Raw genomic sequence first — 23,668 nt, 5'->3', positions numbered from 1 at the left:
CAGGCCGGGATCACCGGCCTGCGCGCAGCTTTTCGGTTGCGTCCCGGTCCAGACGGCATCCGTCCAGAATCGCCACGCCGTACTCCTCGCGGGCCGTATCGACCTGCAGAAGCCCGTCCATCACATCGTCAAGCACATCTTCAGGGGCACGGGCGAAGGGATCGCCGTAACCGCCACCGCAGGGGCCATAGGCGACCAACCGGTCGCCCCTGACCAGCGGGCGATAGGGTATCTTCGAGGGGAGCGCCTCGCTCTGACCGTTCGCGTGAACCAGATCGACATTGGCGGGCGAGCCGTCCTTGCCGCCGGAAAAGCCCCAAGGACGGAACCGCTGGCCGTCGCCCTCGACCGAGACCGCGCCATCCTCGAGTAGTTCGAAGGAGCGGATCGAGCCGATCCCGCCGCGCCACTGTCCCGCCCCCGCCACGTTTTCGCGCAGCTCATAGTTCAGTACGCGCAGCGGCAGGTGGCTTTCGATATCCTCGACCGGATTGTTGCGGGTGTTGGCATAAAGCGTGTCGACCGCATCCATGCCGTCCTTGCCGTGGCGGCCGCCATAGGCGCCCTCCATGATCTCCATATGCACCCAGGGGCCGGCCTTGGTCTGGCCGGAAAAGGCCATCACCCGCAGGTTGCCGATACCGGCGCTGACCTGTCTGGGCACCGCGGGCGCGATCGCCTTCATCACCGTATCGGCCACCGCATTGCCGGGGCAGAACCGGGCGATGACCGGGGCCGGAAAGATGGGATTGGCCAGGCATCCCTCGGGGGCGTGGATGGTGATCGGCCGCGTCAGCCCGCTGTTCTGCGGGATTGCCCCGTATTGGTCACTGTCCAGCAGGATCGAGCGCAACGTCAGCCAGACGGCGCAATCCACCGTGCCCACCAGCGGCATGTTGATCGGCTTGTTCGGCGTCTGCGGCGCGGTGCCGGTCAGATCGACCAGCACATCGCTTCCCTTGACCGTCAGGGTCACCTCGATTGGCAGTTCCTTAAGCGCGGGGTCGTCGCTGTCGAGATAGCCGTCGATATGGGTGCGGGCGTTATAGCTGCCGTCAGGGATCGCCGCGATGGCATCGCGCATCAGTTTTTCAGAGTAATCCAGCAGATCCTCATAGGCGCCGGTCACCGTTTCGAGCCCATATTGATCAAGCAGCGCTGAGTACCGCTCCGCGCCGATCCGAGCGGCGGCGACCTGGGCCTCCATATCCCCGACGACCAGATCCGCGATCCGGATGTTCGAGCGCAGAATCTGCCAGACCGGTTCGACCTTCTTGCCGCCGTCATAGACACGGACTGCCTTGAACTGCAGTCCCTCGGCATAGGCGTCCACGGCATCGACGATGCCGCAGCTGCCCGGCGTCAGCGCTCCGATATCGAGGTGATGTGCGGTGGTGACGGCAAAGCCGGCCAGCTTGTCCTGGTGAAAGATCGGCACGGCGAAACCGACATCCGGCCCGTGCGAGGCCCCCGCATAGGCATCGTTGTGCATGAATACGTCACCCGGCCGTACACAGTCGCCGCGGGCCTCGATCTCGCGCAGGATGCCTTCGATATAGCCGGGGATCGGCCCCGATTGCAGCGGCGTCGACATGGTGCATTCGCACAGTTGTCGCCCGGTGGCATCGGTCAGGGCGGCACCGAAATCCTCGCTTTCGCGGATGATGCTCGAATAACTCATCCGCATCAGCTTGTGGCCCATCTCGATGGCAATGTTCTCGAGCGCGCCGTGGATCACGGCCGCGAGAAACGGATCAACGCGGGTTTTCATCTGCATTCTCCTTATTCCCCGTTCCGGGTCATCACGACATTGGCAAAGCGGTCTACCTCGAAGCTCCAGTCCGGTGGCACCACCGTGGTGCTGTCCGTCTGCAACAGGATGGCCGGCCCCTGCATCGGCTCGCCAACCGGCAGGCAGGTGCGGTCGTAATAGGGGGTCTCAAAACTCTTCAGCGTTTCGTCGACACGGAACACGCATTGCCCCTGTCCAACCGAGCTCGCGGCCACCGGGCCCTCGGCCTCGGGCGGTGTGCCCAACTTTTCGACCTCGCCGAGACCACGCAGCTTGACCGTGACAATCTCGATCGGCGCCTGCTCGAAGGCATGACCATATTCGGCGCGGTGCCGGTCGTGGAACGCCTGCCAGACCTGTTCCAGCACGGTCTCGTCCAGCGGTCCGTCGGGGATGTCGATCTTCAGTTCATACCCCTGCCCGACATAACGCAGATCGCCCTCGCGCAGCATCCGGCGCTTTTCAACAGGAACGCCGTCTCGGTCGAAGATGCCCGACAGTTCGGCCTGCATATCGTCGAACAGCGCGGTCAGACGGGCATGATCGATGCTGCCCTTGACGGCAAAGGCGGTCCGCAACGCGTGATATTCCAGATCCGCGGTCAGCAGTCCCATCGCCGAGGTAATGCCGGGATGCGGCGGGATCAACACGCGGCGCACGCCCAGCATTCCCGCAACCTCAGCGGCATGTAGCGGACCGGCGCCGCCAAAGCCCGACAGAGTGAACTCGCGCGGGTCGATCCCTTTTTGCACCGTACGCGACCGGATCGCGTTAGCCATGTTGGAATTGAGCACCGTCAACGCACCCTCGGCGGTCTCTTCGGGGCTGCGTCCCAACTGGTCGGCCAGCTTGCCGATCACGCGGCGCGAGGCGTCGGCGTCCAGCGTCATGTCGCCGCCAAGAAAATTCTGTGGTGCCAGACGGCCCAAAACCAGATTGGCGTCGGTCACCGTGGGCAGATCACCGCCCTTGCCATAGGCGGCAGGGCCTGGATCCGCGCCGGCGCTTTCCGGCCCGACACGAAAGGCGCCGCCGCGATCCAGGTAGGCGATCGAGCCGCCACCGGCCCCGATGGTGTGAATATCGATCATCGGCAGCATCACCGGAAAACCAGCGATCGAAGCGCTGCGGGTATCGGCATCGGCCAACCTGCCGTCGACGATGATGCCGATATCGGCGCTGGTCCCGCCGATATCCAGCGTGATCAGCCGGTCGCTGCCGGCGTGATTGCCGATCCAGGCCCCACCTCGGACCCCGGCCACCAGGCCCGACAACAGCGTCGAGGCGGGTTTCTCGGAAATCATCTCGGGGGTGGCGACTCCGCCGCTGGAGGTCATGACATGCAGCTCGCCCTTCAACCCCTGAGCGTGCAACTCGGCCTGCAATTCGTCGATATAGCGGCGGACCTTCGGACCGATAAAGGCCGACATCGCCGCTGTAGTGAACCGCTCGAACTCGCGAAATTGCGGCGCCACGCCTGAAGACGTCGTGACAAAGGCGTCCGGCATCTCCTCTTGGACGATCTCGGCAGCGCGGCGCTCATGCACCGGGTTCACATAAGAGAACAGGAACCCGACCAGCACCGACTCGACGCCCTGCGCGATCATCTCTCGGGCTGCTGCGCGCACCGCCTGCTCATCCAGCGCCAGCAGTTCGGCTCCGGTGGCGTCCAACCTGCCGGCCACCGTGTGGCGATGCCGACGCCGGATCAGCGGCCGGTTCTGCCAGGGCAGATCCTGCATAATCGAATAGTGCTGCGGCCGCTGGTGTCGGCCGATGTGCAGGATATCGCGGAACCCGTCGTTGGTGATCATGCCGGTGACCGCACCATCATGTTCCAGCATCGCATTCGTGCCCACGGTCGTGCCGTGAAACAGGCTGTCGATTTCCGCGGACGTGATGCCCGCCTTGTCACAGATCGCCCGCAGGCCGGTCACGACGCCGATCGCCGGATTGGCCGGCGTCGAGGGCGTTTTGTGGATCGTCAGTTTTTGTTTTGCGAGATCGGCCAGGATCAGGTCGGTAAAGGTCCCGCCAACGTCAACACCCACAACAATCATTCGATGCCTCCAATTCAAGTTGAGAAAAGATTGATCCAAATGGATGTATATGGCAAGGACATTTCGAACCGGTCTTGACGAAACCAATGGATCGGAGTTTTTCGGGGGCACGATGAGCACAAAAAACAAGCTGGACGCGATTTTCACCTCGGACCTTCGCCATCTCATGTTGGTGAGCTATATCGTTCTTGGGAACAACGCGGTCACGAACCGATATATCGAGCACCGCTACCAGATGCCCGTGCATGCCTGGTCCACGCTGTTCGCCATCGTCATGTTTCCGGGCATCCGGGCGAAAGAAATCAAACACCTGTTCCCGCGCCCGCAGAACACGATCAGCCGCGCAGTCTCGCTGCTTGAGGCACGCGGCCTGGTGAAACACCAGACTTCGCCCACCGATGGCCGCGAGAAACGGCTCTTCGCCACACCCGCCGGTGAAGACCTTCTGGCCGAGATCCGGGCCGTTTCGGTTCAGCGCCAAGAAGAACTGTTCGCCCCCCTCACCGACAAAGAGCGCGAAACTTTCTTTGCCCTCGCTCGGAAGATCGCCAACGGATCCGAGTTGCTCGCTTCCGGTGCCATGCCGGCCAAGCAAGCCCCAGGAAAGGAACCCAACAGACCATGAAACTGCCACCTATGACCTTCACCGCTTTAGATTGGGCCTCCCTGCCTTCCCTGGGAATCCCCGGAGAGCAGGGCACCGCGCAAGAGCGAAGCTTCGAGCAAGCCGGATTGCGCGTGCGCTTGGTGGATTACGGGCCAGGCTACGTCGCTGATCACTGGTGCGACCGCGGTCACGTCCTCTATGTGCTGTCCGGCGAGATGACTGTGGTCCTCAAGGACGGACGCAACACACGCCTGATGCCGGGGATGGGTTTCTGTGTCTCCGATTTCGGCGATGCCGCACATGCGGTGCGCAGCGAAACGGGCTGCCGCGCCTTCATCGTCGATTGACCTTCCCCCGTTATGATCACCGAGGTAAGTGCTCCAAACTGTGGAACATTGAACCACGTGCGCGATATTTTGGTTGAGTGGCAATGCGTCCTTGAGGTTACTCCCAAAGGCCTCTTAAAAAGTGAACTGAATGTTCCGCGTCAACCGTCCCGTAGCGAGTCTGAATCCTCTGGCAAGATCGCTACAAGATGCCCAAGCTCCTCCCACAGATCAAACAAGTGATCAAACCAACTGAGCTACTCCCCATCGGTTGGACAAGATCTGGCGTAAATTAAGCTACTCGTTGCAACTGCTGATCGGGTTGGTTGATGTCATTTCTCTGCCAATAGACCAGCGCCGGCGGCTTGCCGCCGAGGGCTGAATGAGGGCGCTGGTGGTTGTAGAAGGTCATCCATTTTCGGAGGACCGCCGTCGTCTCCGATCCTGTCTCCTACCCGCTGATGCCATCCCTACGCTAAAGGTTCTGGTCGCGGCACTGGCCCAGTTGATGACAGAGATCGGCAAGCTCGATACCGAGATCACCCATCGCGCCAAGGAGAACGAATTGGCGCGGCGTCTGATGGCGGTGCCCGGTATCGGCCCGCTGATCGCTACGGCCATAGCGACCTTGACGCCGCCGCCCGAGACGTTCCGCAGGCCCGAGATTTTGCGGCTTGGCTCGGGCTTATGGCTCGCCGGTATTCGACCGGCGGCAAACAGCGGTTGGGGGCCACGACGAAGATGGCCGAGTGGTCACTGAGGCGCCTGCTGATCATGGAGGCCAACAGCGTTATCATCAAACGGCACAACCACGCCGCGGCCAGACAAGGCACATGGCTGGGCGGGATGCTGAGTCGTAAGCCACCAATGCTGGTGCGTGTCGCGCTGGCCAAAATCCCTCTCACACATGCAAGCATGTGTTGCGAGCTACGGATGGCACACATCGTCTGGGCCCTGATGGCCTGCTGCGGCGTCTACCAGTTTCCGGCCGAAGCGGCATAAGCCGACGGTTGGTCGCGAGGACGTCGGAGCGGAAGAGGCCAAGGAGAAGTTTGGCACAACGGTCGTGGGAAGGGATCAGAGCAACCAGCCTGCAATACAGTGCCTGTGAGCACACGGCGTTGATTTGGAGCCTGATCCGCGAACACCATAAGGGAGAATTCACACCTCAGCCTGAACTGCGCAACATTGCCTCATAGGATCTGTTGACATGGAAATTTTATTATGATGTTTTTAGAACGATCGTTCGATTGATTCTTTCTGAAGGATCATCGTTGACCGGGAGGAGGACCGAAATGACCATTCAGGCCGATATGCGCGAAGGGCTGTTGTCCACCGCGCTCGATATTTTCTCGGAAAAGGGATTCAGCGGCACCTCGATCCGCGACATCGCCAAGGTGCACGGTGTGAGCCTGTCCAACATCTACTACCATTTCGGTAACAAGGAGGGGCTCTGGCGCGAGATCCTGAAGCGGTCCGTGCAGGAACTCCCGAATATCCTGCGCCAAGCCGAGGCCAGCGAAACCACGCCGCGTGCCCAGCTCGAAGCGGTGGTGCGCGCGCATCTGCGAGTGGCGATCGACCATCAGCGCGAGTTGTTGATGCTGCTGGTCCAGGCTGGCCAGCTGGAAGAGGGGATTGGCCATGACACGGTGGAGATTCAGCGCGACATCCTGGGCATCTATTCCGGGATTCTCAAACGGCTGAGCGAAGAGGGCGCGCTGAGCTCCGAGCATGTCAAGATCACCGTCTTCAACATCCTGGGCGTCGTGAACTGGTACCTGCGCTGGTACCGCCCAGACGGCCCCCTGGATGTTGAAACCATCCATCAGGAAGTGCTCGATTTCGTGCTGCGCGGCGCCTGCCGCGACACTTAAGCACCGATCAGGATCGAAGGAACGCGAACTGGGCGGCAAAAGCCGCGCAGAAGGGAGGAGAATATGGGATACACCGTAGATATCGATACCGGGGGGACGTTTACCGACGGTTTCGTTTCCGGGCCGGGGATCGCGCGGGCGGTCAAGACACCGACCACCCCGCACGATCTGACTGAATGCTTTCTCAACTGCATTCGAGCCGGCGCCGAGGCGGTGCAGATGCCGCTCGAGGGGTTTCTGGAGCAAACGGACGTGATCCGGTTTGCAAGTACTGTGGGCACCAATGCCCTGATCGAGCGCAACGGTGCCAAGATCGGGCTGATCCTGTCGCAGGGGGCGACGGATCTGGCACCGCTGGTCGGGGAAACCGGCCACGGTATCGTCGAGCCGGACATGCTGGCCGAGATCGCCCCTGACACGCCGCTGGACGACGTTCTGACCCGGGCGCAGGCGCTGATCGATGCGGGCGCGCAATGCCTCGTGGTGGCCCTGGACGGCAGCGATGGCGACCCCGCCCGCGAACGCGCGGTGCGCGAGACCATCAAGCGCGAGTATCCGCGCGATTTTCTCGGTTCGATCCCGGTGTTCCTGTCCTCGGACATTACCGTCCGGGACGGCTATGGCGAGCGGATCAACAGTGCCGTCGTCTCGGCCTATTCGCATAGCCGGTTGGCGCGCTTGCTCTACAAGGCCGAGCAGGAGTTGCGGGCGCTGCGCTATCGCGGTCCCTTCCTGATCGGTCACAACGACGGCGCGGTGGCACGTGTGGCCAAGACCCGCGCGATCAGCACCTACAATTCGGGGCCCGCCGCCGGGGTGGTTGGTGCACGGTCGGTGGCGGCACTTTACGGTGCCCGCGACGTGATCTCGGCGGATATGGGTGGCACCTCCTTCGATATCGGGCTGGTCAGCGACGGCCGGCTGAACGTCGCCCTGCGTCCGGAGATCGAGAGCTATCGCACCAACGTGCCGATGACCGAGGTCGAGGCTCTGGGCGCCGGCGGCGGGTCCATCGCCGGGGTGCGCGACGGCAAGCTCTTCGTCGGGCCGCGATCGGCGGGCGCGATGCCCGGACCGGCCTGTTTCGGGTTGGGCGGCAGCGAGCCGACCGTGACCGACGCCAACCTGGTGCTGGGGCGGATAGATCCCGACAACTTCCTCGGCGGCACCCGCAAGCTCGATGCGGACAAGGCACGCGCGGCGGTCTCCCGCGCCCTGGCCGAGCCGCTGGGCGTTTCGGTGGAAGAGGCGGCGCTCGCCGTAATCGGCGAGGTCGACCGCGAGGTCGGCGAGGCCATCGGCACGTTGAAACGGCACGCCGGCGACGATAGCCCGCTGTTGACTGTCTATGGCGGGGCCGGGCCGCTTCACGCCTGCCGGGTGGCCGAGACTGCGGGACTGAAACGGATCGTGATCACGCCGTACTCGGCGGTGTTCTCGGCGTTCTCTTCCTCGCTGATGGATGTTGGGCATAGCTATCTCCGGGCGGTGAACGCCGGATCCGGTGACCCCGACCTGCGCGAAACCGTGGCAAAGGCGCTGCGCGACATGCATGGCGCCGCCCTGCGCGACATGCGCGGAGAGGGGTTCGACACCGTCAGGCTGTCTTGGCAGATGGACGCGATCCTGCGCCGGGCCGACGGCTCCGAGGCGCGAGTCCGGATCGACGTGGCCGATCCCTTGGCGGATGAGGCCGGCAAGGCCCTGCATGACGCAATCCTGGATCAGGTGCCCGACGCGGCGGTGATGGGGGCAGTGGGTCTCTTCGTCTCGGCCCCGGTGCCGCATTTCCGGTTCGAGGAGCAACCGGAGGTCACCACCTCGGTGGAGGGGGCGCAGACCGGCGTGCGCGAGGTGGTCGCCGAGGCCGACACTGCCCCGCATGAGGTCCGGGTGTTCGATCTGGAAAGAATGGAACCCGGCCATGCGCTGCAGGGTCCCGCCGTTCTGGAAAGCGCCAAGACCACCGTCTGGGTCGCCCCGGGCTGGAACGCCGCGATCGACCGTTTCTCCAACCTCATGCTGACGGAGGGCTGAGCCATGACCGTTCGGATCACCGAAAACCTGTCCATCGACCTCGACCGCGAGGAATGGTGCTGTGTCGCCTGCAATCACCGGCTGGCCAAGGCGCGTAAAAACTACAAGACCGGCTGTCTGGTGGCCGAGGTGCCGATGAAAGAGGCGCATCCGCCGATGCTGGAGGGCGCCGCGATGAGCTTTTCGCCGCACCCGGATTTCTGCCGGCTGGTGGAGTTCTACTGCCCGAATTGCGGCACCGTGCTCGAGAATGAATATATCCCGCCCGGCCACCCGCTGACCCATGATATCGAGTTGGACATCGATGCGCTCAAGGCGCGCCACGCAGCGGGCGATGCGTCATGAGCGGGGCAGCGGCGATCACTGCGCTGCGGGATGCCAAGCCCTGGCCGGAGGCGATCCTGATGCCCTCTGCGGCGGGGCTCGGGGCGCGGCTGGACGGGCGCACACCGGCAGACCTGCGCGACAGTGCGCAGGGATTGGCCGACGCCTGCCTGTCGGCGGCGCGGTTCCTGAGCGCGGACGCGGTCTGGATCTCGGCGCTGGCCCCGGATGGTGGAGCCGATTTCGATGCCGATTTCCTGCATGATACCGCAACCCGCGCCATCGCCGCGGCGCGCAACGGCGGACTGGGCGTCGTGGTCGAGCTGCGTGGTCCCTTGGCCCGGGCATCGGCGGCGGGCGGCGACCTGGACCCGGCCCTGAAAAAGGTCAAACCGGAGGTGATCGCGGAGTTCGAGGCCATCGCCAAGCTGCGTCCTGACATCATCGTTCTGGCGGAGCCGGTGGCATCGGCAGAGCAGGCCGAAAGCCGCGCGCTGGTCCGGCTTTACGGCGCGCTCAAGCGGTTGGCCGAGCATTACGACATTCTCAAGGGCATGTGCCCCTCGCTGCCCGGCATGACCGGCCCCACCGCGCCCGACCTGGCCTTTGCCCACGGGCCGGCGTCGGGGTCGACCGGGCGCGCGCATGCCATTGCCCCAAATTGGAACGCGGCCGGACCCTTTGCCGGATCCGTCGCCGCCGCCGGGGAAGAGGCACGACAAAACGGCGTTTCGCTCATCGTGTCCGGCGATACCGGGCTGACGGGAGAGCACGAACCGCACCTGAGTCGGGATGCGGTGCAAGGGATGCGGGAAAGCGCCTGAGGCGCGGACCCAACAGGAGGAGACAACCATGACATACGATGTTGGCATCGACATCGGCGGCACCTTCACCGACCTCTGCGCCATCGGCGCGGACGGCGGCCTGGTCACCGCCAAGACCCCCACCACCCATTACGACCTGTCGGTCGGGCTGATCCGGGGGTTGAAGGAATTGGGCGCGCGCGCGGGGCTGGAGCCGGAGAGCTTCCTCGGCGAGGTGGAGGCGCTGCGCTATTCCACGACCATCGGCACCAATGCGCTGATCGAGCGCAAGGGGCCGCGGCTGGGGCTGATCACCACTGCCGGCTTCGAGGATACCATCTTCATCGGGCGCAGCCGCAGCTGGGCCGACGGCATGGCGGTGCACGAGGTGCGCGACATGGCCACCATCGCCAAGCCGGCACCGCTGGTGCCGCCCGAGATGGTGGTGGGCCTGTCGGAACGGATGGATTGCCATGGCGCCGCGGTGCGCCCGCTCGACCCCGACGAGGTGCGCGAGCAGTTGCAGAAACTGGTCGACCAGGGCGTGCAGGGCATCGTGGTGTCGCTGATGTGGTCCTTCCTCAATCCCGAGCATGAGCGCGAGGTGCGCCGCATCGTCGAAGAAGAATACCCCGAGGAATTCCTCGGCTCGATGCCGGTGACACTGGCCAGCGAGGTTTCGCCCAAGGCCGGCGAATATACCCGCACCATGACGGCGCTGGTCAACGCCTATATCCACGGGGTGATGACGCAGGAACTGGGGGATCTCACCACCAACCTGCGCCGCGCCAACTACCGCCGACCGCTGATCCTCGTGCACAACACCGGCGGCTCCAAGAAGGTGTCGCGCACCCGCGCGGTTCTGACCCATAACGCCGGGCCAGTGGCCGGCATGTATGGCGCCGCGCTGATCGGCGCGCAGGAGGGGCACGAGAATATTGTCTTTGCCGATATGGGCGGCACCTCATTCGATATCGGGGTGCTGGCGGGCGGCCAGCTCAAGGCGCAGGATTTCATTCCCGTCATCGACCGTTGGCGCACCAATATTCCGGCGATCGAGGTGAAATCCATCGGCGCCGGCGGCGGCTCCATCGCCTGGATCAACCAGGCGATGGGCGGCCAGCTCGAGGTCGGGCCGCAATCGGCGGGCTCGATCCCCGGTCCGGCCTGTTATGATCAGGGCGGTACGCAACCCACCGTGACCGACGCCGATCTGGTGCTGGGCTATATCAACCCGGACAACTACCTCGGCGGCGCCATGCTGCTCGATCCCGATGCCGCAGAAGAGGTGATCGGAGAGAAGATCGCGGAGCCTCTGGGGATTTCCACCCTCGAGGCAGCCTGGCGCATCCGCCGCCTGGTCGACGCCCGCATGGGGCAGGAGATGTTCAACGAGGTCGCGCTCAAGGGCCACAACCCGCGCAAGTTCGTGGTTTTCGCCTGCGGCGGCGCCGGGGCGGGCCATGCCTGCGGTTTCGCTCGCCACATCGGCGCGGGCACGGTGATCGTACCGGCGATGTCCTCGGTCTCTGGCGCCTTCGGGGCCTCGAGCATCGAGATCCGGCAGGTCTGGGAGCAATCCCGAAGCTTCCGCATGTTCAATTTCATGGACCAGTCCTATCTCGGCGACACCGATGCGCTGAACGCCACGGTCGCGGAACTGACCGACAAGGCGCTGCGCGATCTGAAGCTGGAAGGCTTCGACGAGGACAAGATCGACTTCACCCTGGAATTCGACATGCGCTACGGCTCGCAATACCACCTGACCCGGGTGACCGCGCCGACGCTTGCTTTCGAGGGGGCCGACGACAGCAAGGCGCTCTGCGACCTGTTCGAGGCGCAATACGCCGCCACCTATTCGCCCGAGGCGGCCTTTCCCTCCGGCGGGATCAACATCGAGGCCGTCTTCGTCACCGCCCGGGTGCGGCAGGAGCCGCGCAAACTGATCGGTGCCGGCAAGGACGATCCGCAGGGGGCGGTCGCACAGGCCACCCGCCCGGCCTGTTTCAACCCGGCCAAGGGGCTGGAGGAGACGCCGGTGTTTGACTGGACCGCGCTTAGCCCCGGCGACACCATCACCGGCCCCGCGATCATCGAGGCGCCGGACACCACCTATGTGATCGAGCCAGGCTGGAGTTACCGCATGAACCAGTTTCGCAACGGCATCGTCACCGCCGACACCGCCAAGGTCGGCTGAGGACAACAGCCGCCCCCGGTGCTGCTTTGTCAGGGCCGGGCGGACGGCAGGGAGGATATCATGAACGCTTTCAACACCATCAAGTACAGCCGCGATCCCGAGATCGTGCAGCACCTGCGTCCCGAACCGCCCAGTGACTGGGAGGCGCGGGAGATGCAGGGCCTCGACCCGCTGGAGTACGAGATTTTCACCCACAAGATGCACATGATCGCGCTTGAGGGCAAAGAGACCACGATGAAGCTCGGCGCCTCCACCGGCATGCGCTGGGGCGACGTGGCCTTTGGCATCTATACCGCGCAGGGCGACTTGGCGGTCTGCGCTACAGGTATCTATCACCACGCGGTGCTCAGCCAGTTGCCGGTGAAATACCTGATCAAGCATCTGGCCGATGACCCCACCGTGGGTCTGAAGGAGGGCGACGCCTTCTTCTATAACGATCCCTACTACGGCGGCGTGCATAACGCCGACATGGGCCTCTGCGTGCCGGTGTTTGCCGATGGCAAGCTGGTCTGTTTCATCGGCGCGGCGGTGCACACCGGCGAATGCGGCGGGTCCGAGCCCGGCGGCATGGTGAACAGCGCAAAATCGCGCTATGATGAGGGGCTCATGGCGCCGCCGATCAAGATCGGCGAGAACTTCGAGCTGAAAGAGGATCTTCTGGGCCTTCTGGCCACCTCGACCCGCGATCCCCGCACCATGGTTCTCGACATCAAGGCGCGGCTGGCCGCCAGCCGGATCGCCGAACGGCGGGTGCATGAATTCATCGGCGAGATGGGCGCGGATTTCTACGTTGGCGGGCTGCGCCGCATCCTGCAACAGACCGGCGAGGCGGCGCGCGCCAAGATCGCCACACTGAACGACGGCATCTTCCGCCAGCCGCGCTTCATCGACACCACCGGCCCCGAGGCGGCGCTGCTCAAGATCAACCTGACCGTCGAGAAGAAGGGCGACCGGATCAAGCTGATCCTGCACGGCTCTTCGCCGATGCTGCCCGACCGGCCGATGAACACCTATTTCCAGGGGTTGATCGGCATGGCGATGGTCTATGCCTGCGGCTGGCTGTTCCCCGAACTGCCCGCCAACAATGGTCTGTTGGAAGCCGTGGACTGGGAGTTTCCCGAGGCCAGTTTCGTCAACCCGCAGGGTGACGTGCCGGTTTCCTACGCGCCGGCGACGCAGGTCGCCTTTGCCCAGGGCATGTTCATGGCCGGAGCCAAGATGACCTATGCCACCGATCCCAGCCGCGCGGTGGCGGCCTGGCATACAGGGTTCGCGGTGACGGTCTTTGCCGGTTACAACCAGTGGGGTGAGCCAATGGCCGACATCACCCCCGAGATCAACGCTACCGGCGCCGGCGGGCGGCCGGATGCGGACGGGGTCGATGTGGCCGGCGCGTTCTTCGCCACCATGAGCGATTGCGGCGATGTGGAGACCACAGAGGCCGAGCGGCCGTTCCTGTACACTTTCCGCAACTTTTTCAACAATTCCTACGGTCACGGGAAGTATCGCGGAGGCTCCGGCGTGGGCATGGGGCTGAAGGTGCACGGCGTGCCGATGGTTGGCTTGGGCTCGATGGGGTTCGGCTCGCATTTCCCCCCGACGCTGGGCGTCTTCGGCGGCCGTGCCGCCCCGCCCGCTTTCGTGCAGACCGTGCGCGGCTCGAATCTCGACGCGTTGATGGCCGAGGGCACGCCCGAGTTGCCGCGGCGGCTGGAGGAACTCTATACCCCCGGCGGCACGCCCGAGGAGGGCACGCGGGATTACCTCCGCGTCGCGCATGCCCCCGATCTCTACGAGAGCGGCGATACCGTCTACGTCCCGATCTCGGGCGGAGCCGGCTATGGCGACCCGCTGCAGCGCGATCCTAAGGCGGTGGCCGATGACCTGTCCGCCGGTCGCTGTTCCGAGGACGCCGCCCGCGATGTCTATGCGGTGGTGATCGATGACCGCACCGGACTTGCCGACGAGGCGGAAACGCAAGCAAAGCGTGAGGCCGTGCGCAAGGCGCGGCTGGCACGGGCCAAACCTTATGATGCCTTTGTCGCGGAATGGTCCAAGCTCACCCCGCCGGCGGAGATCCTGAAATATTACGGCCCCTGGGACGGGGCCACGGCGCAGGAGGCCTGAGCGACAATGACTGCACAAACCATTCATGGCCTGCTCGACCAGCAGGCCGGCCGTCACGGCGACAAGCCCTTCCTGAGCTTTGCGGGTGTCGACTACAGCTTTGCCGATCTCGACGCGATGAGCCGCCGGGCGGCCGCCGGCCTTGCCGCGCTGGGCATCGGCAAGGGCGACCGGGTGGCGCTGATGCTCGACAACTGCGTCGAGTATCTCGCGCTCTGGTTCGGGGCGTCCCGGCTTGGCGCGGTGGAGGTGCCGCTCAACACCGCTCATCGCGGTGCCGTGCTGTCGCACATGCTGCGGCTGTCCAAGGCTCCGCTGGTCGTGATCGAACCGGCGCTGATCCCGGTGCTGGAGGAGGCCGCCAGCGATCTTGAGCATCCGCCACGGATGGTGGTGCGCGGCGCGGCAGCGGTGGAGGGTGCGGTTTCGCTCGACGATCTGATGGCGACGGAGGGCCCCCCTCCCGAGGTGGCGGTTTTGCCCTCCGACCCCTACGGGATCATGTTCACCTCCGGCACCACGGGCGTTTCCAAGGGAGCGCTGATGCCGCAGGGCTACGCGCTCAATGCCGCGCGCCAGATCTGCGAGGCGACCGGCTATTCCGAGGCAGACTGCCTTTATAATGCGCTGCCGCTGTTTCACGGCAACGCTCAGGTCCTCAGCGCGCTTCCGGCGTTGATGGCGGGCGCGCGCACGGTGCTGTGCGAACGGTTCTCGGCCAGCCGGTTCTGGGACGATATTCGGACCCATGACTGTACCGCCTTCAACTATATCGGCACCATCCTCTCGGTCCTGATGAAGGCGCCCGAACGCGCCAGCGACCGAGACAATCCGTTGCGGGTGATGATGGGGGCCGGCGCCGGCAAGGGGCTGTTTGAGGCCTTCGAGGCCCGTTTCGGTGTGTCGCTGATCGAAGGGTACGGCATGAGCGAGATCGGCGTTCCGATCACCAGCGATCCCGACCGCAAGCGCCCCGGCTCCTGCGGCCGGCAGACCCCCCATTATGACCTGATGCTTATGGGGCGGGACGGCCAGCCGGTCACCGCGCCGGACACGCCGGGCGAGCTGTTGGTGCGGCCCAAGCGGCCCAACGGCATGATGATCGAATACGTGGAAATGCCGGACAAGACCGTCGAGGCGTTCCGCGACCTGTGGTTCCACACCGGAGACCTGTTGCAGCGCGACGCCGACGGTTTCTGGTATTTCCTGGACCGCGACAAGGATGCACTGCGGCGACGGGGGGAGAATATCTCGTCCTTCGAGGTCGAGCGGGTGATCAACGAGATGCCGCAGGTGGTCGAATGCGCCGTGATCCCGATGCCCTCGGACCTGGGCGAGGATGACGTGATGGTCTGCGTCGTGCCCCGCGACGGGGCGGATGTGTCCGGTGCGACGGTCCGCGACCATTGCCGCGGCAAGATGGCCGATTTCATGCTGCCGCGTTACGTGCGGCTGGTGCCGAAACTGCCCAAGACGGCGACGGCACGGGTCGAGAAGCACAAGCTCAAGGCCGAAGGGGTGACCGCGGATACCTGGGACGCCGAGCGGACGGAGGTGCGCGCATGAGCGCCGATCCCGCCGCCGCGCAGAACGCACCCCAACTGCCACCGGAGCTGGCCAGCCAGTTCCATGTGGACGAGGCCGGGGAGGTCTGGCTGCGCGCCGCGCGCTGCGCCGGCGAGGTGGTTTTCCCTCCGCGCCGCTATTGTGGCGCTGACCTGTCCGAGCCGGAGGAGGTGCTGCTACCCGGCGATGGTCGGGTCAACTGCCTCACCCGTGTGCGGGTGCGGCCGCCCTATGATCTGCCGCGGGGCTACATGATCGGCTTTGTCGATCTCGACGCCGCGCCGGTGCGGATTTTCGGCCTGTTCGCGCCGGAGGAGGTCGATGCGATGGCGCCCGGCCATCCGGTGACCCTGACCGTGAAATCGCTGGGCACCGACAACAACGGCAACCCCTGTCTGCGGCCCGTCTTCGTCGCGGCTTGAGCCTGCCGAAAGGATAGAAAAATGACGACCCCCTGGATTGCAGGCTGTGGCCTGACGGCATTCGGACGCCACGAGGAAACCCCGCTGGAAGGGCTGGCGGCGACGGCGGCACGCGAGGCGCTGCTGGACGCCGGGCTCGCACCGGATCGCATCGGCATGGCGGTTTTCGCCAATGCGCTGGCGGCGCGCCTGTCGGGCAGCCTGACCGTGGGACAGGATGCACTGGCCCATATCGGTCTGTCCGGCTGCGCGGTGGTCAACGTGGAAAACGCCTGCACGTCCGGCTCCACCGCCTTTCACCTCGCCTGCATGGCGATCCGCGCCGGCGAGGTCGAGGCGGCGCTGGTGGTGGGGGCAGAAAAGATGTTCCACCCTGCGCTCGGGCTGATCGATTCCGGCAAGAGTTTGCCCGATACGCTGCTGGGACGGGTGACGCCCGCGGGCTTCGCCCTGCGCGCCAGTCGGCACATGGATCGTTTTGGCACCACGGCGGAACAACTCGCCGCCGTTTCGGTCAAGAACCGTCGCGCGGCGGCAGACAATCCGCGCGCGATGATGCGCGATCCGATCACGCTGGGTGATGTGCTGGCCGCGCCGATGGTGGTCGATCCGCTGACCCGGCTGCAATGCTCTCCCATCGCCGATGGCGCCGCCGCGTTGGTGGTGGTCAATGACCGGCTTGCCCGGGAACTGGGTGCGCGGCTGCGGGTGCGCGCCTCGGTTCTTACCAGCGGTAACTACGACCAGGTCGCCGATCTGTCGGAATGGCACACCGACAGCCGTACCGCGCGGGTCGCCTATGAGCGTGCCGGGATCGCGGCCGGGGACCTGAGCGTGGTCGAATGCCACGATGCCTTTTCCATCGCGGAGATCCTGCACTACGAGGGGCTCGGTCTTTGCCCGCCGGGTCAGGGCGGACGCTATGCCGAGCGGCTGCTGGCCGGTGATACCGCCTGCATCCCGGTCAACCCCTCGGGCGGGCTGATGTCGCGCGGGCATCCCGTCGCCGCCACCGGTGTGGCGCAGATCATCGAGGTCGGACGGTTCCTGGACTCAGGCAAGGGCGCGCGCACCGGTTCGCTTGGCCTTGCGCACTGCATGGGCGGGGACAAGGCGGCCGACACCAAATCCTGCACAATTGCCATCATAGAACGTTGCGCCGCCTGACGGCAGGCGCTGCCGCATTTCAACATATCCAAGGAGGAGGAACTCATGGAAGACAAGACCAGGCTGAACGGAAAGACTGCCCTGATCACCGGTGCAGGTGGCGCCATCGGCGGCACCACCGCCCGGCTGATGGCCGCCCGCGGCGCCGCGATCGTGGCGGTGGATCGCGACCCGGCCGCGCTGGAGGCGCTGGCGGCCGGGATTCCCGGCTGCACCACGGTCGTGGCCGATGTCACCGACGAGGCGGCGGTGAAGGCCTATGCCGAGGCCGCGATTGAGGCGCGGGGCAGGATCGACATCTTTTTCAACAACGCCGGGATCGAGGGGGATTTTCACCCCATCGGCGATTACCCGACCGAGGATTTCCGCAAGATCGTCGACATCAACCTGATCGGCGTGTTCCTGGGCTACAAGTACGTGGTGCCTCAGATGCTGGAGGCCGGCGGCGGCTCGATCATCGTGAGCTCCTCGGTGGGCGGGCTGGTCGGCACGCCGTTGATCGCCGGCTACACGGCCACCAAACACGCGGTGCTGGGCCTGATGCGCACGGTTGCCGCCGAATGCGGCGCCTCGGGCGTCCGGTCGAACGCGGTGAACCCCGGCCCGATCGAGTCGCGCATGATGAGCGACGTGGAAAAGGGCATGGGCGCAGGTCAGCCCGACGGCGCGGTGCGCCAGATGATGACCCAGATGGTCCCGATGCAGCGGTACGGCACCCCCGCCGAGGTGGCGGAACTGGTCAGCTTCCTGGGGTCGGATGCCGCCAGTTTCGTCAATGGCGCGGTGATGACCGTTGACGGCGGTTTCACTACAGTCTGATCGAAACGCGTCGGCCGTCGCCTTCCCTCCACGCGCGACCGAGGGCATGTTCAGTGCGATCCGGTATTCGTGCCGGAAAGGAAGCGCCCAGACCAGTTCATTCTGAGTTGATGCACGCAAAATCAGAGGCGGCGCCTCACGTGGCGCCAGCCAATGCAACCCACCCGGGCGTGATCGAAAACGGCACGACGCCGGATAAGCGACGGGCGCCGCATCGAAAGATACGGCGCCCGTTTCAGTGTTGAGTCCGCGATCATTAACGCCCAGCACACCGGCCCTCTCCAAATCGAGCAGGAAAATTCTTCTACCTCTGCAACTTCGGCCCCAGTTGTTCGATAGCGCTTACTCGAGTTTCTACGAAAGGATGACGACGGTGACAAAGACCTACTGGACACATACCGGGAAGTATCAGACCACGATGGATAAACTTTGGGCTTTGATCCCGGTGTATGGGGATGTCAAAGACAAGGGGAAACAGCTTGAGAAGTACCGGCAGGCGATGCGGGTTTACTACGATCTGCACAACAACGGTCTGGCTAATCGCTTCGCACAGGTCCGGACGGTTCTCGGGGTCACTCCTAAACATTTCGGAGTTCGCCAACAGGATCGATCGGGCGGATTGGACTGCCCGCAATTTCTTTCCGCCGTGGAATCCCGGATCGATCAAATCGTGCTTGATACGGCAGAAGAGCAAGCCATCGATGTCGTTGAGCTCTCTGCACATCAAAGGATCGAAAGGGCAATTCGCCCGATGCGTCGGCTCGGGCGACCGTGAGGATCAAGGTCAGCCGCGAGTTCGGCAACACTAAGTCGCGCCCACGAGCAAGTTCCCATTATAGCAACGCATCGCGCGGCGCAGGTCCGCTCCATGCCCTTTCTAACGGCCTTAAGTTTCACGGGGCCGTCTTTATGGCGTCCATGTCACGCATTCAGGTCGATACGGTGCTCTCCCGGGCCCCGAGCCAAAGTGCTTGAACTTGCCCGTTTGACCACGGCGGCATGCCAACTGTTGCATTGAAACTTTCTTCATTTTCTTCTTCGTCCGGCCGAACACCGGCCAATCTTGTCATTGAAGCGGCGTGAACGGGCAGCGCTGCGGAAGATTGACGCTGATCCATCGGGGATCAGCACGGATGTGAAGGATCATCTGTTATGCCCAGAGACCTGTTTATTCCATCGCCTTGTAGCGAGTTCGTTGTCACACATTGCGCGGCGCTGGCATGCGCCGCTGCATTGCTCGGCGGATCCGGAGCTGAACGCCGGGTCAGGCTACTTGTCGATGACCTCAATCGGACGCCCCTGCTGACGCCCCGCCTGAAGCGTGAACTCGACGCCATCGAAGACCTTCTGGCATTGCGCCATGTCCATGATGTCGACCGTCTCGAAGCTGAGCGTTTCATGCAGATCGACCCCGCGGACCCTGCCGTCGAAGACATCTGCCTGCTGCTCGACGGGTTGCGCGCGGCCCGGGCCGTCGAAAGCTGCACTGCCGCTTGAGCGCCCGCCCGGCCCCTACATGGCGCCGGGCCCTGACCGCCCGACCGAGTTCGGGCGTAGCAACACAGGAGAGCTCGAATGCCCAAACACCAGACTACCTCTGACTTCGCCCGCCGCGCAGTCGCCGAATCCAAGGATCTGCGCAGGGTCCTACGCGATGAGCGCGACGCCTTGTCCCCGTCGCTTCGGACCGGCTTCGACCGGCTACTGAATGACCTCGACCTGGCGGGCCCTTTCGATCCGGGACCGTTGGAACATGCACGGGACCTGGGGCAACGTCTCATACGCGATATCGCCTCTGCCGGTGGTGCGCCGACCGAGGATCGGACCGAGGATGGCGCTCTTGTCCTGCGCGGCGGCACAGACGCCAGCCGCCGGCTCGCGCGGATCGACCGCGCCCTCGGTGCGTTTCTCGGCGCTGCAACCTGGGTCGCCACCGCGCTGGAAGCCGAAGCGGCTCTGGAGCGACATAGGGCGCGCCTCGCGAAGATCTGAAGCCCCGGACCCCACGGGACCGGAACACGTCAGCCGCGGACAAGAGCATCTGCATCGGTGGCGGGGCATGTGCCAAGGCACCGCGTATTTTGGAGCGCGTGTCGCGGGACCCAACTCCTCTGAAACAGAGGGGTTGGGTCATGGATTCAAGCAAAACACCTGGCTTGGTCAGAAAGCCGCTGACGGCTTTTGGTCCATTTTCTCCTCGCTCATGATCCAGAGATCTCAACAATGATGGCCAGACCTTTTTCAGCCGACACGCTCAGCCAGCTCCGCGACCTGATCGGGCAAGATGCGCTCAGAGTACCGAACAAGGATGCCGCTCTTGCCTATCTGGATTTGGCTGAAGACGCCTTGGGCCGGGAATTTCACGCTGGGCCCTACGCGAAAACACAAGATGCGTTCGAAACTCGGTTCCCGGAGGCCCCCGACGAGGGACTGGCCGCGTCCTTCGGGGATGAGCGGCTTTATCAAAAATGGCGGCGTAATGTCCTGAAGTTTCTTTGTTTCGCAGGTGCCGCCGGCAATACCGATCCCTTTCTACAGCTCAGTATATTCGCGAGACGAGAGGGCTTCGAGGCGCCGCTGCGCCCGGTTTTCAATGAGGCGTTCCCCGGGCGACATCCGCACGAGATATGCCGTGAAGAGGCCCTCGAAATTGACCAAAGGCTGTTGGGGAGAGATCGTCAGCGCTTCCGTCGTGCAATGGGTCTCCTCGATCGCCTACGTGCGATCAAGGACGTCCGCAATGCAGGTTTGTTGCGGCCGGACCCGATCGGCCCGTTTCCCCTCTATCGCGAAAACAGTCGTGAGCGGGTGAAACTTCCGCCAGGACTTGCGGTGCTGATGGAGGGCCAAACCGGCGCAGATGCGCGGTGTGTGCGGCGCATATTCGAGATCGCGGTCGATGCGGGGATTCTGGACGAATTCGCAGACATTGCCCCCCTTCACTTGGCCGAAAAATCTATTCTGGTCAAAATTCATCAGGCCACTTGGGCGGTGACGACCAAACCGACGGCCGACGCCTACCTGCGCTGCCTTCTGCATTTGCTGCGCAAGGCAATGCCCGAAGCACTGCCGGCGCAGCTTCGTGTCCCTGATCTGCGACCAGGCCGCAGATTGCCTCGAAAGCCTGTTCAGGATGCGGCTCCCCAAGACAGGTCAAAAGCGCACGGAGACAACACGAACGACACCCTCAGGGATTCTGAAAAAAGGTCCGGGCGTGAGCCATTTCCCGACTTCGTGCGCTCCGCGCTTTCTGACTACCATGCCGCCACCGGTGCCCCGAAATCGAAGATGAAACTTCTCCGTACCGCTCTGCGGCGCCTTGATGCAGAGCGTCCAACTCTGGACTTGCACGGTCTCGTTGACGATGCGGACAGCAGGATGGAGGCCCTTTTCGCCAATTGCACAGAACGCACGCGCGCAAATTACCGAAGCGCATTACGGAGCTTTCTTGTTCATATGGGTCTGGCTGATGACTGGACCCTGCTCAACGATCGCGCCGGACACCCCGGTATGCCCGTTGTGTGTGGACGGGGGCTGGCTGAACTGCGTCGGCTTTCAACCAGACGGGAGCCACCTCTGGTGCCCGGGGACATTTCCAGCGAGGTCGCTCTCAACCTCATCGAGGAAGCCAGGGAGGAAGGTGCCCGGGGAGCGGTTTCTCGGTTGCGGCAGGGCTTTGCCGCTCTCGACCTGCTCCGGTCGCATATGCCGGATCTTCTTCCACCCGACGCGATCGGGCCGCTCCCCGACGCGCGCAGACGCGACAATCTCGACCTGCCGGCAGCGCATGAAGCCGCTCTCGAAGCGCATGCGCGGGAGGCGGGGTTCACCCCGGCCGGAACCAGGGCAATGCTCGTGGCAGTGCGCAAGCTCTACACGCTGGCCTCCGACCGGAGTGCCTTCGACACGTCGCTCGACCAGATCCCCTTCGACACCCTGCTTAATATAGCGAGCGAAACAGATCCCGTCGGTATCGCCCCATACCGAAAAGACATCGCGAGTCTCGCTGAACGGTTGCAGACCCCTTGGTCCCCGGGCTGGCGGAAATTGCAGGCTTGTGTCGTCAGCGCCGGCGTCCGGCGCGCAGACAGCCCGATCGAAGCACTGGTACGCCTCGCGGTTCCCGACGGCCTTGAACCTTGGCAGATTGACCGTGAGTGGGCCTGGACACACGAGCGCGGCCTGCGCCCGGACCTTCGCGTCACCTTTGCCCGCAACATCGAGCGCTTCGACGCGTTGCATACCCATGACATGATCATTGACGCCCAACTGTTGCCACCGCAGCCTTTGGGGCCGATGCCGCGCCAAGGTGAGCGCCTTCGCAACGCGGTCTATCCGCTACCGAGCTTGATCGAGCGCGCCTTGGAAGGAGAAAGCAAACCCTTGCTCGAGGCGGCGCATTTCGTCTGGCGTACCGCTCGCGAGATTGGATTGTGGCGACGTGGCGATGCACCAACGCCGGCAGATCTCTTTTCCGAGGTCGTCCTTCGGCGCATTGCCGACGAGGGCGGTGGCAGGTCCGTGCAGATCGTCAGAAAGCACCTCGCTTACATCCGGGATTGGAAAGACAGCGGCCTGGACCACCCGGTCGAAGGAAACGCCGGGCCGGCATAGAAAATTCGACACTGCATTTCCGAGCAGCCGCGACGGGATCCACTTCCTTGGAAACAGGAGGTGTCTCATGTCCAAGCAGCCCAAGTTCGGGAAGCCCGCAACACGCCAAGACCTGGCAACCTGGTCGACCATGTCGCGCAACAGCATCGAGGGCTGTCTGGCACGTTTCGGCGTCTTGCCGCTTCGTGGCCGATTCCCCTGGCCGCGCGTCTACGCGAGCTTGCTTGGCATCGCCCCCGAGACAACGGATGAAGCCGCGGTCCTCGACGCCGGTCTCGTCCGCCTGGGCACGGTCGCGGACCGCCTCTGCATCGGGGCCGAAACCCTGTTGGCGGATGTTCGGGCGGGCAAAGGCGGATTTCCCCCGCTCTATGTCTTTGGTCCCCGGCAGCACCTGTTCCTAAAGGGCCAGATCGATGAGATGCTCGGAAGCCCACGCAATGCCTACCCGGACCTCTCTCCGGTAGACGGGCATGTTTTCAGCAGGTCGCAGCTGCCAGCCGCCCTGGACGCGGAGAAAACGGCCGTCGCCGAAGTCTTCGAGGACAAACGAAGTCTTCCCGCTCATGTCATTACCGCCGGTGTCAGGCGCTTCATCGTGGCCGATGTCGCCCACCGGCTCCGGGCCCGACAGGCCTCCAACCCGGACGTGGAGGAAGCGGACGATCCAGTTCCGACGGCGGGCTCGAGCGTCCTTGCGCGTGCCTTGGCCGCTGGCCGTCAAGCCCCTGGCGATGCGCTCTCTGACCGCACCCGATCCCGGGTGCGCGCACCGGAAGGCGATGTTTCGCACGGCAAGCCGTCGGAGGCGAAACGCTCGGGAACATAAGGCACAGTTAAATAACCATTTTTTTCGCCTCTGACGCACCCGATCGCTTCGTTCGCACGCCAATCGACCAATCTTCCCTCCACAGCCTAACAACAGGAGAA

The 23,668-nt window shown here is 64.1% G+C and carries 19 protein-coding genes and 2 pseudogenes; 18 read left to right on the top strand and 3 right to left on the bottom strand.

Annotated features, from left to right (window positions below; genetic code table 11):
- Positions 1-10: 10 nt before the first annotated feature.
- Both ABWV23_RS21070 and ABWV23_RS21065 read right to left on the bottom strand, forming a co-directional pair.
- Positions 11-1,771 (bottom strand): hydantoinase B/oxoprolinase family protein, encoded by a 1,761-nt coding sequence (locus tag ABWV23_RS21070; protein ID WP_353351427.1) that lies wholly within the window; start codon positions 1,769-1,771, stop codon positions 11-13.
- A gap of 11 nt (positions 1,772-1,782) precedes the next feature.
- Positions 1,783-3,852 (bottom strand): hydantoinase/oxoprolinase family protein, encoded by a 2,070-nt coding sequence (locus ABWV23_RS21065; RefSeq protein ID WP_353351425.1) that lies wholly within the window; start codon positions 3,850-3,852, stop codon positions 1,783-1,785.
- A 112-nt stretch (positions 3,853-3,964) separates the two neighbouring features.
- Between ABWV23_RS21065 and ABWV23_RS21060 the strand changes: the two genes are divergently transcribed.
- Together ABWV23_RS21060 and ABWV23_RS21055 are read left to right on the top strand one after the other, a co-directional pair.
- Positions 3,965-4,477: a MarR family winged helix-turn-helix transcriptional regulator gene (locus ABWV23_RS21060; protein WP_353351423.1), complete on the top strand. Its 513-nt coding sequence runs from the start codon at positions 3,965-3,967 to the stop codon at positions 4,475-4,477.
- Positions 4,474-4,806: a DHCW motif cupin fold protein gene (locus ABWV23_RS21055; RefSeq protein ID WP_353351421.1), complete on the top strand. Its 333-nt coding sequence runs from the start codon at positions 4,474-4,476 to the stop codon at positions 4,804-4,806. Before ABWV23_RS21060 ends, ABWV23_RS21055 begins: the two co-directional genes overlap by 4 nt.
- Before the next feature lie 271 nt (positions 4,807-5,077).
- Here the strand turns inward: ABWV23_RS21055 and ABWV23_RS21050 are convergent.
- Positions 5,078-5,236: pseudogene (locus ABWV23_RS21050) on the bottom strand (integrase core domain-containing protein); the annotation flags it as partial.
- On the opposite strand from ABWV23_RS21050, the pseudogene ABWV23_RS21045 reads away from it, so the two are divergent.
- The 16 genes and pseudogenes from ABWV23_RS21045 to ABWV23_RS20970 form a co-directional block, all read left to right on the top strand.
- Positions 5,237-5,787, top strand: a pseudogene (locus ABWV23_RS21045) (transposase); the annotation flags it as partial.
- Positions 5,788-6,080: 293 nt separating this feature from the next.
- The gene (locus ABWV23_RS21040) at positions 6,081-6,662 is read left to right on the top strand and encodes a TetR-type transcription factor C-terminal domain-containing protein (protein ID WP_353351419.1); all 582 of its coding nucleotides are present in this window, start codon (positions 6,081-6,083) and stop codon (positions 6,660-6,662) included.
- 63 nt (positions 6,663-6,725) lie between these two features.
- Positions 6,726-8,699 (top strand): hydantoinase/oxoprolinase family protein, encoded by a 1,974-nt coding sequence (locus tag ABWV23_RS21035; protein WP_353351417.1) that lies wholly within the window; start codon positions 6,726-6,728, stop codon positions 8,697-8,699.
- A gap of 3 nt (positions 8,700-8,702) precedes the next feature.
- A complete protein-coding gene (locus ABWV23_RS21030) occupies positions 8,703-9,044 on the top strand; it encodes an acetone carboxylase subunit gamma (RefSeq protein ID WP_353351415.1) in 342 nt (113 codons plus the stop codon).
- Complete coding sequence (locus ABWV23_RS21025; protein ID WP_353351413.1) at positions 9,041-9,847, top strand: hypothetical protein; 807 nt, start codon at positions 9,041-9,043, stop codon at positions 9,845-9,847. Before ABWV23_RS21030 ends, ABWV23_RS21025 begins: the two co-directional genes overlap by 4 nt.
- A gap of 28 nt (positions 9,848-9,875) precedes the next feature.
- On the top strand, positions 9,876-12,023 hold the full coding sequence (locus tag ABWV23_RS21020; protein ID WP_353351411.1) for a hydantoinase/oxoprolinase family protein: 2,148 nt from the start codon (positions 9,876-9,878) through the stop codon (positions 12,021-12,023).
- A 60-nt stretch (positions 12,024-12,083) separates the two neighbouring features.
- Positions 12,084-14,150 carry a hydantoinase B/oxoprolinase family protein gene (locus ABWV23_RS21015; protein WP_353351409.1) on the top strand — a complete coding sequence of 689 codons (2,067 nt, stop codon included), beginning with the start codon at positions 12,084-12,086 and terminating at the stop codon, positions 14,148-14,150.
- 6 nt (positions 14,151-14,156) lie between these two features.
- Entirely contained in the window at positions 14,157-15,716 is a 1,560-nt protein-coding gene (locus ABWV23_RS21010) for an AMP-binding protein (RefSeq protein WP_353351407.1), read from the top strand.
- Entirely contained in the window at positions 15,713-16,138 is a 426-nt protein-coding gene (locus ABWV23_RS21005) for a Zn-ribbon domain-containing OB-fold protein (protein WP_353351405.1), read from the top strand. Before ABWV23_RS21010 ends, ABWV23_RS21005 begins: the two co-directional genes overlap by 4 nt.
- A 21-nt stretch (positions 16,139-16,159) precedes the next feature.
- Positions 16,160-17,305: a thiolase family protein gene (locus ABWV23_RS21000; protein WP_353351403.1), complete on the top strand. Its 1,146-nt coding sequence runs from the start codon at positions 16,160-16,162 to the stop codon at positions 17,303-17,305.
- 45 nt (positions 17,306-17,350) lie between these two features.
- A complete protein-coding gene (locus ABWV23_RS20995) occupies positions 17,351-18,124 on the top strand; it encodes an SDR family NAD(P)-dependent oxidoreductase (protein ID WP_353351401.1) in 774 nt (257 codons plus the stop codon).
- Between the two features lie 373 nt (positions 18,125-18,497).
- The gene (locus ABWV23_RS20990) at positions 18,498-18,899 is read left to right on the top strand and encodes a hypothetical protein (protein ID WP_353351399.1); all 402 of its coding nucleotides are present in this window, start codon (positions 18,498-18,500) and stop codon (positions 18,897-18,899) included.
- A 377-nt stretch (positions 18,900-19,276) separates the two neighbouring features.
- Positions 19,277-19,621, top strand: a complete 345-nt coding sequence (locus ABWV23_RS20985) for a hypothetical protein (RefSeq protein WP_353351397.1) — start codon at positions 19,277-19,279, stop codon at positions 19,619-19,621.
- Positions 19,622-19,699: 78 nt separating this feature from the next.
- Positions 19,700-20,116, top strand: a complete 417-nt coding sequence (locus tag ABWV23_RS20980) for a hypothetical protein (RefSeq protein ID WP_353351395.1) — start codon at positions 19,700-19,702, stop codon at positions 20,114-20,116.
- 231 nt (positions 20,117-20,347) lie between these two features.
- Complete coding sequence (locus tag ABWV23_RS20975) at positions 20,348-22,738, top strand: hypothetical protein (protein ID WP_353351393.1); 2,391 nt, start codon at positions 20,348-20,350, stop codon at positions 22,736-22,738.
- Positions 22,739-22,805: 67 nt separating this feature from the next.
- Positions 22,806-23,567: a hypothetical protein gene (locus ABWV23_RS20970; RefSeq protein ID WP_353351391.1), complete on the top strand. Its 762-nt coding sequence runs from the start codon at positions 22,806-22,808 to the stop codon at positions 23,565-23,567.
- Positions 23,568-23,668 lie beyond the last annotated feature (101 nt).

It is taken from the genome of Aquicoccus sp. SU-CL01552, from assembly GCF_040365005.1.
Lineage (GTDB): Bacteria > Pseudomonadota > Alphaproteobacteria > Rhodobacterales > Rhodobacteraceae > Antarcticimicrobium.
The sequence above is the reverse complement of the archived record's forward strand: the minus strand, read 5'-3'. Positions and strand labels throughout refer to the sequence as shown.

What these genes read in the sequence shown, in the direction of transcription:
- ABWV23_RS21070 (WP_353351427.1), bottom strand. Translation starts at nt 1,771, where the DNA reads ATGAAAACCCGCGTTGATCCGTTTCTCGCGGCCGTGATCCACGGCGCG.
- ABWV23_RS21065 (WP_353351425.1), bottom strand. Translation starts at nt 3,852, where the DNA reads ATGATTGTTGTGGGTGTTGACGTTGGCGGGACCTTTACCGACCTGATC.
- ABWV23_RS21060 (WP_353351423.1), top strand. Translation starts at nt 3,965, where the DNA reads ATGAGCACAAAAAACAAGCTGGACGCGATTTTCACCTCGGACCTTCGC.
- ABWV23_RS21055 (WP_353351421.1), top strand. Translation starts at nt 4,474, where the DNA reads ATGAAACTGCCACCTATGACCTTCACCGCTTTAGATTGGGCCTCCCTG.
- ABWV23_RS21040 (WP_353351419.1), top strand. Translation starts at nt 6,081, where the DNA reads ATGACCATTCAGGCCGATATGCGCGAAGGGCTGTTGTCCACCGCGCTC.
- ABWV23_RS21035 (WP_353351417.1), top strand. Translation starts at nt 6,726, where the DNA reads ATGGGATACACCGTAGATATCGATACCGGGGGGACGTTTACCGACGGT.
- ABWV23_RS21030 (WP_353351415.1), top strand. Translation starts at nt 8,703, where the DNA reads ATGACCGTTCGGATCACCGAAAACCTGTCCATCGACCTCGACCGCGAG.
- ABWV23_RS21025 (WP_353351413.1), top strand. Translation starts at nt 9,041, where the DNA reads ATGAGCGGGGCAGCGGCGATCACTGCGCTGCGGGATGCCAAGCCCTGG.
- ABWV23_RS21020 (WP_353351411.1), top strand. Translation starts at nt 9,876, where the DNA reads ATGACATACGATGTTGGCATCGACATCGGCGGCACCTTCACCGACCTC.
- ABWV23_RS21015 (WP_353351409.1), top strand. Translation starts at nt 12,084, where the DNA reads ATGAACGCTTTCAACACCATCAAGTACAGCCGCGATCCCGAGATCGTG.
- ABWV23_RS21010 (WP_353351407.1), top strand. Translation starts at nt 14,157, where the DNA reads ATGACTGCACAAACCATTCATGGCCTGCTCGACCAGCAGGCCGGCCGT.
- ABWV23_RS21005 (WP_353351405.1), top strand. Translation starts at nt 15,713, where the DNA reads ATGAGCGCCGATCCCGCCGCCGCGCAGAACGCACCCCAACTGCCACCG.
- ABWV23_RS21000 (WP_353351403.1), top strand. Translation starts at nt 16,160, where the DNA reads ATGACGACCCCCTGGATTGCAGGCTGTGGCCTGACGGCATTCGGACGC.
- ABWV23_RS20995 (WP_353351401.1), top strand. Translation starts at nt 17,351, where the DNA reads ATGGAAGACAAGACCAGGCTGAACGGAAAGACTGCCCTGATCACCGGT.
- ABWV23_RS20985 (WP_353351397.1), top strand. Translation starts at nt 19,277, where the DNA reads ATGCCCAGAGACCTGTTTATTCCATCGCCTTGTAGCGAGTTCGTTGTC.
- ABWV23_RS20980 (WP_353351395.1), top strand. Translation starts at nt 19,700, where the DNA reads ATGCCCAAACACCAGACTACCTCTGACTTCGCCCGCCGCGCAGTCGCC.
- ABWV23_RS20975 (WP_353351393.1), top strand. Translation starts at nt 20,348, where the DNA reads ATGATGGCCAGACCTTTTTCAGCCGACACGCTCAGCCAGCTCCGCGAC.
- ABWV23_RS20970 (WP_353351391.1), top strand. Translation starts at nt 22,806, where the DNA reads ATGTCCAAGCAGCCCAAGTTCGGGAAGCCCGCAACACGCCAAGACCTG.